Below are 17,075 nucleotides of genomic sequence, written 5' to 3' on the forward strand. Positions count from 1 at the left end.
CTACGTATGAATTTTGGATCGGAAATATTGCCGAAACTTTCTCAAACAAAAATAATGGAAAAACTGATTTTTGCCACCAATAATCAGCACAAGCTAAGTGAGATTCGTCACATCCTTGCGGGCATAGCAGAGATCGTCAGTCTGAATGATATCGGTTGCGACGAAGACATTCCTGAGACGGCAGATACTTTGGAAGGAAACGCACTCCTCAAAGCGCAGTTTGTCTACGAACGCTATGGTCTACCATGTTTCGCCGATGATACGGGTTTGGAAGTAGAAGCTTTGGCTGGAGCTCCCGGAGTGTACTCCGCCCGATATGCAGGAGAGTCCTGTGATGCAGAGGCCAATATGCAGAAGCTTTTGCAAGCATTGATCGACATTCCCCAACCACGTAATGCCCGGTTTCGTACAGTGATAGCCCTTATCAATGCCCAAGGGGAGTATTTTTTTGAAGGTAAGATAGAGGGTAGTATTGCCACCGAACGCAGAGGTACAGCCGGTTTCGGCTATGATCCCATATTCGTCCCCACAGGAGGGACGCTCAGTTTCGCCGAGATGGGCGAAGACGCAAAAAATCAAATCAGCCATCGCGCTCTGGCGGTGGCCAAACTCCGAGACTTTTTATTATGTGGAAAATAAGATTCGCATCCTTGCCGATTCTGCTGATCGGCTTCTTGCTTACAGTCCTTCCCCTTCGCGCCCAAAAAGAGGGTATTTGGAATACTTTGTTGGCAATCCATCGGACCGAAAAAGCCGTCGAGACGCCCAAGAAAATCTTCGCCATGGCCAATGGTGTCCTCTACAGTGTGGACAAGGAGGCGCCTTACGAAGTGAAGATATTCGATCGCATTAGTGGCCTTAGCGATGTATCCATCCTCGAGATCGCCTATGCCGAGCAGCTCCGTTCACTCGTCATTTATTATGCTTCGGGCAATATTGACATCTTGACGGAAACGGGAGCCGTTATCAACGTATCCGCTCTCCAGGACAATATCGATTTAATTGATAAGACACTCAACCGACTCTTGGTTGTTGGCGATAAAGCTTATCTCGCCGGTGGTTTTGGTCTCTCTGTTTTGGATGTGGCCGAAGGGCGCATCTTGGCCACTTATGCCAAAGGAACCAATGTAGTTGACGTGGCCAAATTGCCTGACTCCCAACTGCTGATGTTTCATAGCGGAAAATTGTATATCGGGAAGGAGACAGACAACTTGCAGGACCCCTCTACTTGGCGGACGTACCCTCTGAGTATACCCACGACTTATATGTCGAGTATAGGTTCGGTTGGCGATGACATCTGCTTCCTCCTATCCGATGGTCAGGTGTTTGCTGCTCCGGCTCTTTCTCCCGTCGCCACATACCTCTTCTCGGTAGCTGCAGGCTCGACAATGGAGATCGCTCCTCGTGGTTTATTTATCTGTGCAGCCGACCGAATTCATTTTATTGATCGTGGTCGTCAGGTGACTACTTTCCAGATAGCCAATGTGCTGGATGCAGGAGCCATGGCCGATAGCCAAACAGCCTATTTGGCTATGGGCGAAGATGGATTGGCGGCGCTTCCTCTTTCTGAAGGTAGTACTTCTACCTCCCTGCCAGTGGCTTTTGATGGCCCGGGTGATAATAACTACTATGAAATGCTCTTCCAACACGGACGCTTGTATGCTGCCAGCGGTTTATGGGGTACCAATCTGATGTGGTACCCGGGGATGGTAAAGGTGTATGATGGTAAGAAGTGGACTAACTATGACAAGAAAACCGTTGAAGAAACTATTGGTGGAGGTTTCGGTTTCAATGATGCTGTCGATATTGCGGTCACGGCGGCTGATCCCGATCATTTCTTCGTAGGGACATGGGGACGCGGATTGTTTGAGTTCAAAGGTGGACAACCTGTTGCCCGCTATTCTGCCGGCAATACGGCTATTGCCGAATGTAACCCTGGTGATGCGCGTGTAAAGGGTATTGCTTTCGATGCTAAGGGCAATCTTTGGGGCACGTTGGGCTCTGTGCTCAATAACATCTTCATGTACGAGATTGAGAGCAATCAATGGCATGCTTTCAGCTATCCCGAAGTCTCCTATCTGGCCTCATTCGGCAATATGGTTATTCTTCCCAATGGCGATAAATGGGTGAATATCCTTCACCGCAGTGGTGGCTCTTCGCAGCGAGGGATGCTCATCTTCAACGACCAAGGCACTCCTGCCTCAACGTCGGACGACAAATATCGCTATGTCGAGCAGTTTGTCAATCGTCTCGGTGCTCCTCTGGGACACAAGATCATCTATGCCTTGGCTATAGACCACAACGGTACCATGTGGATGGGATCTGATATAGGCATATTTGGCGTGCATAATGCTGCAAGTGTCCTCTCTTCTACGTCTTCTGCTCCCGTAGCTGTAAGACCGGTGGGAGGGGCAGAGCCCAACCTCTACTACATCCTCGATAAGGTGACTGTGACTGATATAGTCGTGGACAAACTAAACAATAAGTGGGTGGGGACTCAGGGCAACGGACTCTATCTCTTGTCCGAAGACTGTAGCCGGATCTTGGCGCACTATGCTGTGAGCAATAGCCCCTTGCTATCCGACAATATCCTTTCGCTGGCATTGGATGGTACTGATGGTTTGCTTTATATCGGTACGGCGGATGGTCTGATGACCTTCCAGACCGGTACAGGTTCCGGTACTGTAGCTGAGTTGGATGGCATCTATGTATATCCCAATCCACTTCGTCCTGAGCATCCCGACGGTATCACCATCGCAGGACTACAAGCCGGATGCGACATCAAGATTACGGACATGACGGGTCGTCTCCTCTTCCAGACGGAGAGCGTGGCCACGGAAGTCAAGTGGAATGCTCGAGGAGCTGACGGCAATAGGGTGGCCTCAGGTGTCTATGCCGTGGCGGTGTATGACCCTGCTTCGAAGAAGTCCAAGCTCTTGCGCTTCGCCGTCATTCACTGACGTTATTCGTCGCTCTTTTCATTCAAGAAATCATCATAATCTAAACCTAATAAGTAATGAACAAAAAGATTTTTGTCGCCTCTTTAGCTGTCGTTGCTGCCTTTGTAGCCGAGCCTATCCAGGCTCAGACTGCTAAAGGAGCTATCACGCCCCAAGTGCTCGCTGAGATCCGAGCTTCACAGCCTAATAGCCCCGCCGATAAGGCTCTGCGCAATGCTGTCGTGGCGAATGGTATGACCTTTGTCAATAGTGCCAAGACCGATTTCCCCGATGCGCAGTTCAGCCACCGAGTGGAGAGCAAGGGCATTACGGATCAGCAGTCGAGCGGTCGTTGTTGGCTCTTCACGGGAATGAATGTCCTACGTGCGCGGATGATAACCGACAATAATATGGGTAAATTCTTCTTTTCCCATAACTACTCCTTCTTTTGGGACCAACTCGAAAAGGCCAATCTCTTCTTGCAAGGCATTATTGACACGCGTAACAAGCCTATGGATGACAAGATGGTGGAGTGGCTCTTCAAAAATCCCATTGGTGACGGCGGACAATACACTGGCGTATCGGAAAATCTCATGAAGTATGGCCTCGTGCCCTCAGAAGTGATGCCTGAGACTCGCAATAGTAACAACACCAGTGCACTCAACCGCATCCTCTCCAAAGTGTTGCGTCAGGGTGGTATGCGATTGCGCCAAGCCGCAGAGCAGGGTGCCGGTGAAGCCAAACTCGATACTCAGAAAAAGGAAATCCTCAAGCGCGTCTATCGGATCTTGGTGCTCAACCTTGGCGAACCACCCACGGAGTTTACGTGGAGTATGCGCGATGCTTCCGGTAAAATTGTTTCCACCGAGAAGTACACACCACAGAGTTTCTATCAGAAGTTTGTCGGCGAAGACCTGCGTGAGGACTACGTCATGGTGATGAACGATCCCAGCCGACCCTACTACAAACTGTATGAGATCGACTACGACCGTCACACCTACGACGGCAAGAACTGGACCTACGTCAATGTCCCCATCGAAGACATCAAGCAGATGGCGATTGCTTCCATCCGGGACAGCACCATGATGTACTACTCTTGCGATGTGGGCAAGGAGTTGGATCGTACACGCGGTGTGCTTGCGATGGACAATAACGACTATGCCTCTCTCTTGGGTGAGGACTTCACGATGACCAAGAAAGAACGCATCCAAACCTTCGACAGTGGTTCCTCTCATGCCATGACGCTTATGGCTGTGGACTTGGACGCCGCCGGCAAACCTACGAAATGGATGGTTGAGAATAGTTGGGGTGCGGACAATGGTGCGCAAGGCTATCTGATCATGACGGATGAGTGGTTCGATGCCTATACCTTCCGTCTCGTGGTCAAGAAGAAGTATGTGCCGGCTAAGGTGCTTGATATACTCAAGACCAAGCCTACACGTCTGCCCGCATGGGACCCCATGTTTGCTGACGAGCAGTAACGCATAATCCGTTCGGCCTCAATCTTTTGAGGGCATGCCGAAATGAGAATTTCGGCATGCCCTCTTTTCTTTTTTTGATATAGATAATCTGAATAATCCGAATGTTTAGATGATTCCGAACATCGTTAATTTTTGTTGTTTTGGTTTCTACTTTTCATGGACGAAAAAAGTTTTCAACACCGAAGGTGCGCTTAGAATCATTCTAAATAAGCGCACTTTTTGATCAGATATAATGAGCCGGAAGAAGTCGATAACAAGATTTGAGAAGCTGAAAACCGACTTTTCTGGGATCGGAAAGCAAACTTTATAAATGTTAGATGTGATTATTATAAATATCATCACTGATAATTGTAATAATTGATTCGTAAACTTATAATAGTTGCAGGTAAAAAATATAAAGGTTACAACCTCCGAAAGCCTGCTTAGGGCGTTAGAAAACGAACAGCCCGTGTTGCGTTCATGGCCGAACACAACACGGGCTACGTGCTTTTTTACTTATGACTTGGGGTTTATTCTGTCTTAATTCTCATTCGGTTGTTGATGTTTATTGACATATTCCGTCGTTATCCAGTGCATACTGCGCAGGCACATAAACAAAGAAGGGTAGGGATGCGGAGCAATTCCCGCGGGTGTGAATAGGTCTCTGTCGTTCATTATCGTTGCTATTTACTACTATCATCCAAAGTTGTCGGGCGGTACGCACTGATATAATGCTATCTACTCTCAATAGCAACGTCTGCCGATATGCAAAAGTAGCAAAAAGATCGCCCTCCATCATCCCGCCCCTCTCCTCTTTCTTTTTGTCGTCGATCGGTATTTTTGTGCTACATCATCATGCGCGTTCTTGTTTTTTGGGGGGACTGTGCGGATGGTCGTGTGCCGAAACCTTGTATATTTGTGGGAGCTAAATCAGAAGATTAGGAATGAGCAATAAGACGTTACAGCAAGTCGGCGACTATACGATGCTGATGAAACGGACATTTGCGCTACCCAACAGGTGGAAAATGTCGTTCAAGGAGCTGATAAAGGAGATTGATAAGCTTGGAGTGGACTCCGTGTGGATCGTCATCATCATTTCGTTCTTTATCGGTGCCGTTATCACCATTCAGTTGTCGCTGAATATGACTTCGCCGCTTATTCCCCGTTTTACGATTGGCTATTCGACTCGTGAGATCATCCTGCTCGAGTTCTCCTCCACGGTGATGTGTCTTATTCTGGCAGGTAAGGTGGGATCCAGCATTGCCTCCGAGCTCGGGACGATGCGTGTGACGGAGCAGATAGATGCGATGGAGGTGATGGGGGTAAATTCTGCCAACTATCTCATCCTGCCGAAGATCGTAGGCTTCATGCTCTTCGTCCCCGTGCTGAGTGTCATCAGCATGTTTACGGGTATCATAGGTGGATACTTGGCGTGTTCTCTTGTACCCAATCTCCCCCAGAGTGACTTTGAGTACGGCTTGCAATTATTTTTCGCGCCGTACAACGTCTTTTATTCCATTATCAAGTCGGTGGTCTATGCCTTTATCATAGCGAGCGTGGCAGGTTACTATGGCTACACCGTCAAGGGAGGTGCGCTCCAAGTGGGCAAAGCCAGTACCAATGCCGTGGTGCAGTGCAGTATCTTGGTGCTTGTGGCGGACTTGTTGCTGACCAATTTATTGCTGGCCTAATTTCAACGAAGGAGACTATGATCGAAGTCAAAGAAGTGAGCAAACAGTTCGAGGACAAGACTGTACTTAGCAATATATCGGCCACATTCGAGGCGGGCAAGACCAATCTGATTATCGGCCGTAGCGGCGCGGGCAAGACAGTCTTGCTCAAGTGCATCATCGGCCTTATCGCCCCTACGACAGGACGCGTCTTTTACGATGGACGGGATATTACGGTCATGGGAGAAAAGGAGCTGAAGCTCTTGCGTCGCGAGGTGGGGATGCTCTTTCAGGGATCAGCTCTCTTCGACAGCATGACCGTGATGGAGAATGTGATGTTCCCGATGAATATGTTCTCTAATGATAAGTTGGCTGTGCGTCGCGAGCGTGCAGCCCGATTGTTGCACAGGGTGGGGTTGTCCGATGCCAAGTATAAGTATCCGAGTGAGATCAGTGGTGGTATGATGAAGCGAGCAGCCATTGCCCGCTCTTTGGCTCTGGAACCGAAATACCTGTTTTGCGATGAGCCTAATTCGGGCTTGGACCCCAAGACAGCGATCGTCATCGATGATCTCATCTACAGCCTCACACAAGAGCATGGTATCACGACGGTGGTCAATACGCACGACATGAACTCCGTGAAGACTATCGGAGACAAGATCATCTACATTCGTCACGGGCAGAAGGAATGGGAAGGCTCGAGTGCGACGATAGACAGCTCGGACTGCACGTCGCTGAAGAACTTTGTCTTCGCCAAGACGATCGAATACTAAGTCGGTAAGACCGATTGTCGTATCGGGAGGTTTTATCCCCCAGCGGTGAGTACCATGGATAATAACGATAATAAAAAAGTAGTCTCATGAAACGAAATATTGCTTTGCACACACTCTGCCGACTGTGCCTTTTGATGCTCTTCGCATGGAATACGGCGGGTGCACAGATCCAAATATCAGGAGCGCCGAGTATGCAGGCACTGGAGGATACGCCCAATAGACTACAGGTCTATATGCTCAATACGGCCAATGTGGGTACCGTCACGCTGCGTTTCCCGGCAACGGATGGTGGCAAATTATATCGCTATACGCTCAAGGCTATCGATGCTGAGGAGGTGACTGCGGCGGCTCTGGTCGATGGTATGTGGGTACTGCAGGCGCCGCAACTCAACTGTGGATACTTCGTCTCCGATGCGGCACGAATGCCTCAATACTATTGGGTGTGCAACTATGCCGACTATGCTCTCTCCATATCTCAAGTGACAGCGCACCTCTCCCAGACCTCGCCTTGTCTCTCAATGGAATTGGTGGTGGATGCCGATGTTCTCCCTATCACCTTCTATCAACCCAACGGGGTGCCGCGGATACTGGCTCGTGGCATGCAGGTGAGTTATCCCGATATGAAATGGGAGGCTTCTGCTCGACAGTTCCTCTCTTCCGTGACAGAAGTGGCTGCTGAAGTATCGGAAGATCGGCGCACCATTACTGTGGAGGCATCGCTGGCCGATGCCGTTTATACCATCAGAGGAGACCGTTTCACGAAAGGGCTCTCGTTGTCTGCACCCGCATTGAGTACGGACGAGATGCCGACTTCGCGAGTGGAGGTGTATGCCTTTGTAGATAAAGCAGATGGGACGACAGGGACAGATGAGACGACAGAAAGCGAGACGGGCAATCTCGTCTCTGCTCCCTTTGCCGTGAGGCTTTCCGCCTACGGCAATGAACCTTCGGCAGCCCACTTCGTCTGGCGCATCTATCGCAGTACCGAGGGACCGGAGAATAGCATCTTGGTTTATAATGGTACATCGACAGACTTCACTTTTCGTGAGGCAGGAACTTATAGCATTCTCTTGCAGGCGACTAACAGAATAGGCACTTGCAACGATGAGGTGCTCTTCGAGAATCTATATCAGGTGGCAGAGTCGAGCCTGACTGTGCCCAATGCCTTCAGTCCTTATGGCAGCCCGGGCGTGAACGATATATTCCGTGTGAAATACTCCTCGCTTGTCCGCTTCGACGGACGGATATTTGACCGATGGGGCAAGCAGATATTTCGATGGACCAATCCCGATGACGGGTGGGATGGCAAGTACAACGGCAAGCAGATGCCTACCGGAGTTTACTTCTATGTGATAGAGGCCGAGGGAGCCGACGGTATCAAGTACAAGAAAAAAGGGGACATCAATATCCTGCGTGCTGCATACGAAGTGCAACCGGGGGGTACCATCACCCGATAAGAACTGCAGATTTACAACGAATTAGGCACTTCGGCTGTTCTTATTTATTAGAACAGAGACGAAGCGTGCACTACAATGAAGAAAATAGCGATAGACATACAAGACAAGATAGCCCGCCATGATGCCGTGGAGGTGTATGGTGCACGTGAGCACAATCTGAAGAATATCGACGTAAGCATTCCACGCCATAGTCTTACCGTGATTACGGGGATGAGTGGTAGCGGCAAGTCTTCGTTGGCTTTCGACACACTTTTTGCCGAAGGGCAGCGTCGTTATATAGAGACTTTCTCGGCCTATGCTCGCAACTTCCTCGGAGGTGGTATGGAGCGTCCCGATGTGGACGAGATAACGGGACTCAGTCCCGTTATCTCCATTGAGCAGAAAACGACCAATCGCAATCCGCGTTCGACCGTGGGGACAGTCACGGAAGTGTACGACTTCTTCCGCCTACTTTATGCCCGTGCGGGCGAAGCTTATTCTTATGCCAGCGGCAAGAGGATGGTGAAGTACACCGAGGAACAGATTTTTCAGCTTATTCTGGATCGGTATAGCGGACGCAAAATCGCTTTGCTCGCTCCTGTAGTGCGTTCGCGCAAGGGACACTATAAGGACCTGTTCGAAAGACTTCGCAAGAAAGGCTACCTCTATGTACGTGTAGATGGCGAGATCCGAGAGATCTTGCATGGCATGAAGCTCGACCGATATAAGATGCACGATGTGGAAGTGCAGATCGACAAGCTTCGTGTGACGCAGGAGCAAGCTACTCGTATAGCCGAGAGTCTGGCATTATCTATGCGAGAGGGAGAGGGGCTTGTGATGGTGCTTGATTTGGATACGAACGAAGTAGGTCACTTCAGCCGGATGATGATGTGTCCCGATACGGGATTGTCGTACAGTGATCCTGCTCCGCATAACTTCAGTTTCAATTCTCCGCATGGTTACTGTCCGCGCTGTAAAGGCTTGGGCGAAGTCAACCTGCCCGATATGGATCGGATTATCCCTGCCCGCGAGAAGAGTATATATGAGGGTGGAATAGAGCCGTTGGGTAAGTACAAAAACAATCTTTTTTTCTGGCAGATAGAAGCACTGTGTGAGAAATATGATGCCACCATCAAAACACCGATAGCGGACTTGCCCGAAGAGCTGATAGAAGATATTCTATATGGTAAGGATGAGCTATTGACGATCAATAATAAGATGCTCGGACAATCGAAGTATGCTCTCAGTTTCGACGGTGTAGCCAAGTATATACTCATGCAGGCGGAGGAATCGGACGCATCAGCATCGGCGCAGAAGTGGGCGGAGCAGTTTCTCAAGATGACCACTTGCCCCGACTGCAGTGGCAAGCGCTTGAATAGAGAGGCTTTGTCTTACCGTGTTGCGGGCAAAGATATTGCCGAGGTCAATGCCATAGATATCAAGACGCTTGTGGAGTGGGTCGATTCGTTGGATGAACATTTGTCCGATTCGCAACGAGCGATCTCTGTAGAGATCTTGAAAGAGATTCGCACGCGTCTGGGCTTCCTACAAGATGTGGGCTTGGAATACTTGACAATGAATCGCGCTGCAGCTTCCCTCTCGGGAGGAGAAAGCCAGCGTATCCGCCTCGCTACTCAGATAGGAAGCAAGTTAGTAGAGGTTCTATATATTCTGGACGAACCAAGCATTGGTTTGCACCAGCGGGACAATCTCCGCCTCATCCGTTCTCTCCAAGACCTGCGCGACATCGGTAATACAGTTGTCGTGGTGGAGCATGACAGAGACATGATGCTCCAAGCTGACTGTGTGATAGACTTAGGCCCTCGTGCTGGCAGACATGGTGGAGAGGTGGTCTTTGCCGGTAGCCCGAATGAAATGTTGCAAGCCAAGACACTCACTGCCGACTATATAAGCGGTCGCAAGCGAATAGAGAAACAGACTGTCGATAGGCAAGGGAATGGTAAGGCAATAAAATTGTACGGAGCCAAAGGCAATAATCTGCAAGGAGTGGACGTTGTCTTCCCATTAGGGATTTTTATATGCGTGACCGGCGTGTCGGGAAGTGGCAAAAGTACGCTGATCAATAAGACGCTTTTTCCTGCAATCAGTCAGAAACTTTACCGTTCGTTTCAGGATCCGATGCCGTATGACCGGATAGAGGGTTTGGAGCATATCGACAAGATAATTGCGGTAGATCAGAGTCCAATAGGTCGTACTTTGCGCAGCAATGCTGCTACATATACGGGATTATTTACCGATATTCGCGCTTTGTTTGTGGGATTGCCCGAGAGTAAGGCCCGTGGATACAAACCCGGACGCTTCTCATTCAATGTCAAAGGTGGACGTTGCGAGGTGTGTAAGGGCAATGGGTATAAGACGATAGAAATGAATTTTCTGCCGGATGTCTTTGCCCCATGTGAAGGCTGTCGTGGCAAGCGCTATAACAGAGAGACGCTCGAAGTACGCTTCAAAGGAAAATCTATAGCCGATGTCCTGGATATGACGATCAACAAGGCTGTGGAGTTTTTCGAGAACGTCCCCCACATTCTATCCAAGCTTTCTGTATTGCAGGAAGTAGGATTGGGCTACATCAAACTGGGGCAGCCATCCTCGACATTGTCGGGTGGAGAGAGTCAGCGAGTGAAATTAGCGACCGAACTGAGTAAACGCGACACGGGAAATACACTCTATGTATTAGATGAACCTACCACAGGGTTGCACTTCGAAGATGTGCGCGTGTTGTTGGGCATTCTTGATCGTTTGGTGGAGCGGGGTAATACAGTGGTGGTCATTGAGCACAATCTGGACGTAATCCGTTGCGCTGATTATTTGATTGATATTGGTCCCGAAGGGGGAGCAGGCGGTGGTCGGCTCCTGTATCAAGGAAAAACGGAAGAAATAGTGAAATGCAAGAATAGTTACACGGCTCAGTTTATGTCAGCCGAGCTTTAAGGGAGATCGGACAAAGGTGGGACGAACAATTCTGCAGCTATATATAATGTAAAGAAAGGAAGGTTTATTCTATGAAAGAACAGAAATTATCGAATCGGTTCTGCCCGGAAGGCATGACCGTAGAGGAATGGCAAGTAGGACTCAGAAGAGAATTTGCCGAGCAGAACCCTTTTGAAGTCGAACATCTGGATGATAATCGGATATGGGGGGATTACCTAGTAGCCAATGGACGTAATCGCTACCGAGTGGCATTTCGTGGCGTAAGAAGCGAACGGAACTATTGTTCTTGTTTGGACTTCCGTACCAATGGATTGGGTACTTGTAAGCATATCGAAGCTGTAACGCTCTTTCTCCAAGATCATGTGCCGGGTTATCCTTGGGCCGAGTTGGACTATACGCCTGAGTATAGTTCTATCTATGTAAGCTACAAAGGAGGTCGGAGGATCAAGATGCGTGTGGGACGCGAAGAGTCCGCTCGTTTCGAATCTCTGCGTGCTCGTTTCTTCGATGATGCGGGAACCTTGTTGCCGGAGAACTATCGCTATCTGCCCCAAATCTGTGACGAAGCGAAGGATATTGCAGCTTCGTTCCGTTGTTATGAAGATGTGTTTGATCTGACACAAGAATACTGTCGCCAAGATGAGTGGCAGGAGTATCTGCGCTCGACATACCCTGACAAGCGTGTAGATAATGACTATACGGCAGATATGCCCGAAGAAATGCGTGCCCATGTGTACGACTTGGCTCATGAGGGTCATGGCGTGATGGTAGGCATTCCCACAGATGTTATCGTCCGTGAGATAGTAGCGCTTGCCGATGTTTACCTGCGTGACCAACCAGGAGTCACCGGCTATGTGATCATCAACGATCCTCAGCGTTTTATCCTCTGGCGCAACGCCTTTGCCCATCCCTCACTTCACAAACTGCCTCTTGAGGTGATGCATGCATCTGCTTTCGTGAAGAAGGTGGCAAATAATGTACCCCCCTGTACTTTCATGTTCGTGGAACAAGCTGCTCGCCTGAAAGAATGGCGTGATCCTGTTTCTGTAGCCATTAAGAGAATGCAGATTGATCATCTCTATTTGAATTTGGAGACGATCGAAGATCTGACTCCCGTACAGTTCTCTTCTGTGGTGCAGCATATTGATCCGTTTATCTTAGGGCCGTTCTATCGCTTCATACGTGACTATCGTCCCATCTTCCCTCTTAGGAATGACGGCTCGAACCTGCCCGAGGATGTACGAAACTTTATGTTCTTGTACACCTCTGAAGCTATCCGTGAAATGAATGCAGCACTTCCTCCCATTCGCATGGAAGAAATTACGCTGCACGGATCTGATGCAGAAGAGGAGGTGGACAAACTCTTGCGCCATCTCAATCGGATTCTCTCTAACGATGTCTTGAGAGATGTCTTCCTCAAACGACTCAGTATGATCATCGGGGCATAGAATGTCCGCTGATTATCTCTCCTCACTGAACGACAGCCAAAAGGCTGCCGTTCTTTATAATGACGGGCCTGCCTTGGTGATTGCCGGGGCAGGCTCCGGCAAAACACGGGTGCTTGTCTACAAGCTCCTGCACCTGATTCGTTCGGGCTACGATCCGCGCAAGCTGATGGCATTGACCTTCACGAACAAGGCTTCCAGAGAGATGAAAGAGCGCGTGGCTGTTGAGATAGGACGCGATGCGTACAAGATGCAGATGGGTACGTTCCACTCGGTCTTCTCTCGCATCTTGAGGGAGAATGCTGACCGACTCGGATACACATCGGACTTCAGCATATACGATACCAACGATACCAAAAGCCTTCTGCGTCATGTGATGAAACGCATGAACATAGACGACAAGGTCTATAGGATCAATGCGGTGCAGCATCGTATTTCCATGGCTAAGAACCAACTCATCTCTCCCGAGTCATATGCCGCCAATAAAGAATTGGCTCGGTACGACATTGACTGTCGCATGCCGCGGATGTCTGAGATCTATGCTCACTATGCGGTCTCATGCAAGCAGAACAATGCGATGGACTTCGATGATCTTCTTTTCAAAGTCAATATCCTCTTTCGTGATTACCCCGATGTGCTGAAGGAATACCGAGATCGCATCGATTATCTGTTGATCGATGAGTACCAAGACACCAACTTCGCTCAGTATCTCATCGCTCGTCAATTGATGGGGGAGAAGGGCAAAGTCTTTGTCGTAGGCGATGATGCACAGAGTATCTATAGCTTTAGAGGGGCCAAACTGGAAAATATCTTGGGTTTCTCGCAGTCATTCCCCAGCAGTAAGCTCTTCAAGTTGGAAGAGAATTATCGTAGTACCCAATGCATTGTCAATGCTGCTAACAGCCTAATCGCTCACAACGAGGGACGAATCCCCAAGCAGGTCTATTCGATGAATCAAGCCGGTGAACCCATTCGTCTCGTCGGCTGTCTCTCCGGCTATCTTGAGGCCTATACTGTAGCCGAGGCCGTTATGGAACGCCGATTGCAAGAGCATTGTGCCTATTCTGACTTTGCCATTCTCTATCGTACCAATGCCCAGAGTCGTCCTTTCGAGGAGGCCTTGCGCAAACACAACATACCGTTCCGGATTTACGGCGGTCTTTCCTTTTATTCTCGCAAGGAGGTCAAAGACGTATTGGCTTACTTCCGTCTCATTGTCAATCCAAATGACGATGAAGCCCTGCGTCGTATCATCAATTATCCCAAGCGCGGCATAGGAGACACCACCATAACCCGTCTTAATGAGATTGCCCATCGGACATCGAGCTCTCTGTGGTCTGTGCTGTCGGATCCGGCCACCTTTCTTGCCGATTTCAATGCTGCGACGCAGCGCCGCCTGACTGACTTCGCCGACTTGCTCGCTCAGTTGCGCGAAGCGGAGTATGACTCTCTTTACGAGCAGGCTGCCGATATCATCAAGTGTAGCGGTATTTCAGCAGATATTTTTTCGGACAAAAGCGTCGAAGGCATCAGTCGGCAGGAGAATCTGAAGGAACTGCTCAATGCAATCGAAGAGTATGCAGCCACTTATGTAGAAGAGAATGGACGGAAAGCTACATTGGCTACCTTTCTCAGCGAGGTGGTACTCCTCACCGATCAAGACACAGGGCAAGAGGACAGCCAGTTCTTGACCCTCATGACAGTTCATGCAGCCAAAGGGCTTGAATTCAAACACGTATTCATCGTAGGGATGGAAGAAAACCTCTTCCCCATGATCATGAATGCCAATGAGCAAGGGCTCGAGGAAGAGCGCCGACTATTCTACGTGGCCATTACACGTGCCAAAGAAACCTGTCACATCAGTTATGCTGCCGAGCGTTCGCGCAACGGACGCACCGAGCGTTCGCGTCCCAGTCGATTCCTTCGTGAGATAGATGCTGCCTACGTACAGAGCCGCGTCCCGCACGAGATGCTGACCGAGTCGAATGACGGTGATCATCTTCCCACACGTTTTGGCCGTTCGGATTCTTTCGACACCATTGCACAGCCCATCCCCTCGCGACGGAAGTTGGTGCACATCAGTTCGACGCCTGTTCATCAGGAAAATGCGCATCACCATCAGATTGGAGACCTGTGCGTCGGAGATACTGTTTCTCATGCGCGCTTCGGCATTGGAGTCATCTTGCAGCTCGAAGGCGAAGGGGACAATGCCAAGGCTGACGTCGCTTTCTCGCAAGTCGGGAACAAGCGGCTGCTCCTTCGATTCGCCAAGCTCTCCAAGCTCGAGAGCGATCCCTCTCGTTAGAGCTCGAAGCTTCCCCTCAATAGTCGCCCCCAAAAACGACAGTATATTCCGCCGGCAACATCTGTATGTTTTGCCGGAAACGACAGTATGTTTTGCCGGAAACGACAGTATCTTCCATTCGGTCTGCTGGGAGGACCTTTCGAAGCCGGTATCGGATTGGGCCGAGAGCGATCCTGTCGGAGATGGGGTGGGCGGAGCTCTGGTGGTAGTGGCATCCTTCGGCCCACGGCAGCCTCACACGAGCAACATGTGCATAAAGAAGAGGTCGCCCGCAGGTCTTTGCTGACCGGATGCGGGCGACTTCGCTGTATTTCGGAAGGCGAAACAATCAGCCTTCTTAGCTCAGGCCTTCGATGAAACCGTTGACAATGTCGATGTGGATTGCTTGAGGCTCTTCCGGCAGACCGGGCATACGCATGATCTCACCAATGATCACGACGAGCATGCCGGCACCGCGATTGATGATAATGTCGGAGACCTTGAGCTCGAAGTCACGCACATCTCCCTTGGCTTTCGGGTCGGAGGAGAATGAGTATTGCGTCTTGGCGATACATACAGGCAGATTGTCCAGCGATTGCATGGCTATCTTCTTGAGCTTGCCCTCGGCCTTGGAGCTATAGACAACGCTGCCCGCACTGTATATGTCCTTGGCTATCTTGTCAATCTTGGCTTTGACGGGGCTCTCCAGATCGTATGCATAGCGTAGCGGCTGCGAGGGCGTATTCTCCACCATCTCTACCACGAGACGAGCCAATTCTACAGCCCCCTTGCCCCCCTGGGCGAAAGCGTCATTGACGGCAAAGCCTACGTGCTGTTCTGCACAGTGGTTGCGTACGATATTGATCTCATCTTCCGTATCGGTATCGAAGCGATTGAAGGCTACGACAACTTGCTGACCAAACTTCTTCAAGTTATAGATATGTCTGTCCAGATTGGCCAGACCACGTCTGAGTGCTTCGGCATTCGGCGCTTTGATCTCAGTTTCGGCAACGCCTCCGTGTAGCTTCAGTGCACGCAGTGTGGCCACGAGGACGGTGAGCTTGGGTGATAAGCCGGACTCGCGGCATTTGATGTCGAAGAATTTCTCTGCCCCCAAGTCGGCACCGAATCCTGCCTCCGTCACGGCATACTCGCCGAAAGACAGAGCCATCTTCGTCGCCAGGATGGAGTTACAACCGTGTGCTATGTTCGCAAATGGACCTCCGTGCACGAATGCGGGAGTGTGCTCCGTCGTCTGCACGAGATTGGGCTTGACTGCATCTTTCAGCAATACGGCAATGGCTCCTGCGATGCCCAGGTCTTTGACCAAGAAAGGCTGTCCTTCCTTTGTATAGCCGAGCAGAATGTTTTCCAAACGGTGACGCAAATCCTCGAAGTCTTTCGCCAGACAAAGGATGGCCATGATCTCGGATGCCGGCGTGATGTCAAATCCCGTTTGGCGGGGGATGCCGTCCGAAATGGCTCCCAAGCCGGTAACGGTATTGCGGAGAGAGCGGTCATTGACGTCGAGGACACGCTTCCATAGGATTTCGGACAGGCCCTCACAAGTATTACGATTCTGATAGATGTAATTCTCCAAGAGTGCCGTAATCATATTGTGTGCGGAGGTGACTGCATGGAAGTCGCCCGTGAAGTGGAGGTTGATGTTTTCCATCGGCAATACCTGAGCATATCCGCCGCCGGCAGCTCCTCCCTTCATGCCGAAGCATGGGCCGAGCGATGGCTCGCGCAGAGCTACGATAGCCTTCTTGCCGATCTGATTGAGACCGAGAGCGAGACTGATCGAGACTGTGGTTTTTCCCACGCCGGCCTTGTTGGGCGTAATGGCTGTAACCAAGATAAGATTGTTCTTCTTTACCTTCTCTTCGTCTATATAGCTCAGCGGCACTTTGGCTATATGGCGGCCATAAGGTTCTATTTGTTCGGGGGGGAGGCCGATGGATTCGGCTATCTGTTCTATTCTCTGCAACTCAATCTCTCGTGCAATTGCGATGTCTGATTTCATTCCTAATGGGTTTATTGATGATTGATACTTCTTTTATTGTCTTTTGTTACATACATCTATATAACAAGGATAGAGGATTTCGGTTGTGTT

At 50.0% G+C, this 17,075-nt stretch carries 10 protein-coding genes; 9 read left to right on the forward strand and 1 reads right to left on the reverse strand.

What is annotated here, in order from left to right:
- Nucleotides 1–54 precede the first annotated feature (54 nt).
- The 9 genes from C7382_RS02270 to C7382_RS02320 all read left to right on the forward strand — a co-directional run bounded on the left by C7382_RS02270 (nt 55) and on the right by C7382_RS02320 (nt 14,980).
- Nucleotides 55–639 (forward strand): non-canonical purine NTP diphosphatase, encoded by a 585-nt coding sequence (locus tag C7382_RS02270; RefSeq protein WP_116678695.1) that lies wholly within the window; start codon nt 55–57, stop codon nt 637–639.
- A complete protein-coding gene (gene porZ, locus C7382_RS02275; protein ID WP_116678696.1) occupies nt 627–2,960 on the forward strand; it encodes a type IX secretion system anionic LPS delivery protein PorZ in 2,334 nt (777 codons plus the stop codon). Before C7382_RS02270 ends, porZ begins: the two co-directional genes overlap by 13 nt.
- A gap of 56 nt (nt 2,961–3,016) precedes the next feature.
- The gene (locus C7382_RS02280; protein WP_116678697.1) at nt 3,017–4,420 is read left to right on the forward strand and encodes a C1 family peptidase; all 1,404 of its coding nucleotides are present in this window, start codon (nt 3,017–3,019) and stop codon (nt 4,418–4,420) included.
- Nucleotides 4,421–5,343: 923 nt separating this feature from the next.
- The gene (locus C7382_RS02295; protein WP_116678700.1) at nt 5,344–6,090 is read left to right on the forward strand and encodes an MlaE family ABC transporter permease; all 747 of its coding nucleotides are present in this window, start codon (nt 5,344–5,346) and stop codon (nt 6,088–6,090) included.
- A gap of 17 nt (nt 6,091–6,107) precedes the next feature.
- On the forward strand, nt 6,108–6,842 hold the full coding sequence (locus C7382_RS02300; protein ID WP_116678701.1) for an ABC transporter ATP-binding protein: 735 nt from the start codon (nt 6,108–6,110) through the stop codon (nt 6,840–6,842).
- An 86-nt stretch (nt 6,843–6,928) separates the two neighbouring features.
- Nucleotides 6,929–8,299 carry a gliding motility-associated C-terminal domain-containing protein gene (locus C7382_RS02305; RefSeq protein ID WP_116678702.1) on the forward strand — a complete coding sequence of 457 codons (1,371 nt, stop codon included), beginning with the start codon at nt 6,929–6,931 and terminating at the stop codon, nt 8,297–8,299.
- Between the two features lie 75 nt (nt 8,300–8,374).
- Nucleotides 8,375–11,230 (forward strand): excinuclease ABC subunit UvrA, encoded by a 2,856-nt coding sequence (gene uvrA / locus C7382_RS02310; protein ID WP_116678703.1) that lies wholly within the window; start codon nt 8,375–8,377, stop codon nt 11,228–11,230.
- Nucleotides 11,231–11,301: 71 nt separating this feature from the next.
- A complete protein-coding gene (locus tag C7382_RS02315; RefSeq protein ID WP_116678704.1) occupies nt 11,302–12,678 on the forward strand; it encodes an SWIM zinc finger family protein in 1,377 nt (458 codons plus the stop codon).
- 1 nt (nt 12,679) lies between these two features.
- Nucleotides 12,680–14,980 (forward strand): ATP-dependent helicase, encoded by a 2,301-nt coding sequence (locus C7382_RS02320; protein ID WP_116678705.1) that lies wholly within the window; start codon nt 12,680–12,682, stop codon nt 14,978–14,980.
- Nucleotides 14,981–15,317: 337 nt separating this feature from the next.
- Here the strand turns inward: C7382_RS02320 and C7382_RS02325 are convergent, their stop codons facing one another.
- A complete protein-coding gene (locus C7382_RS02325; RefSeq protein ID WP_116678706.1) occupies nt 15,318–16,985 on the reverse strand; it encodes a formate--tetrahydrofolate ligase in 1,668 nt (555 codons plus the stop codon).
- Nucleotides 16,986–17,075 lie beyond the last annotated feature (90 nt).

The sequence above is a fragment of the Porphyromonas loveana genome (assembly GCF_003096695.1).
Classification (GTDB): domain Bacteria; phylum Bacteroidota; class Bacteroidia; order Bacteroidales; family Porphyromonadaceae; genus Porphyromonas; species Porphyromonas loveana.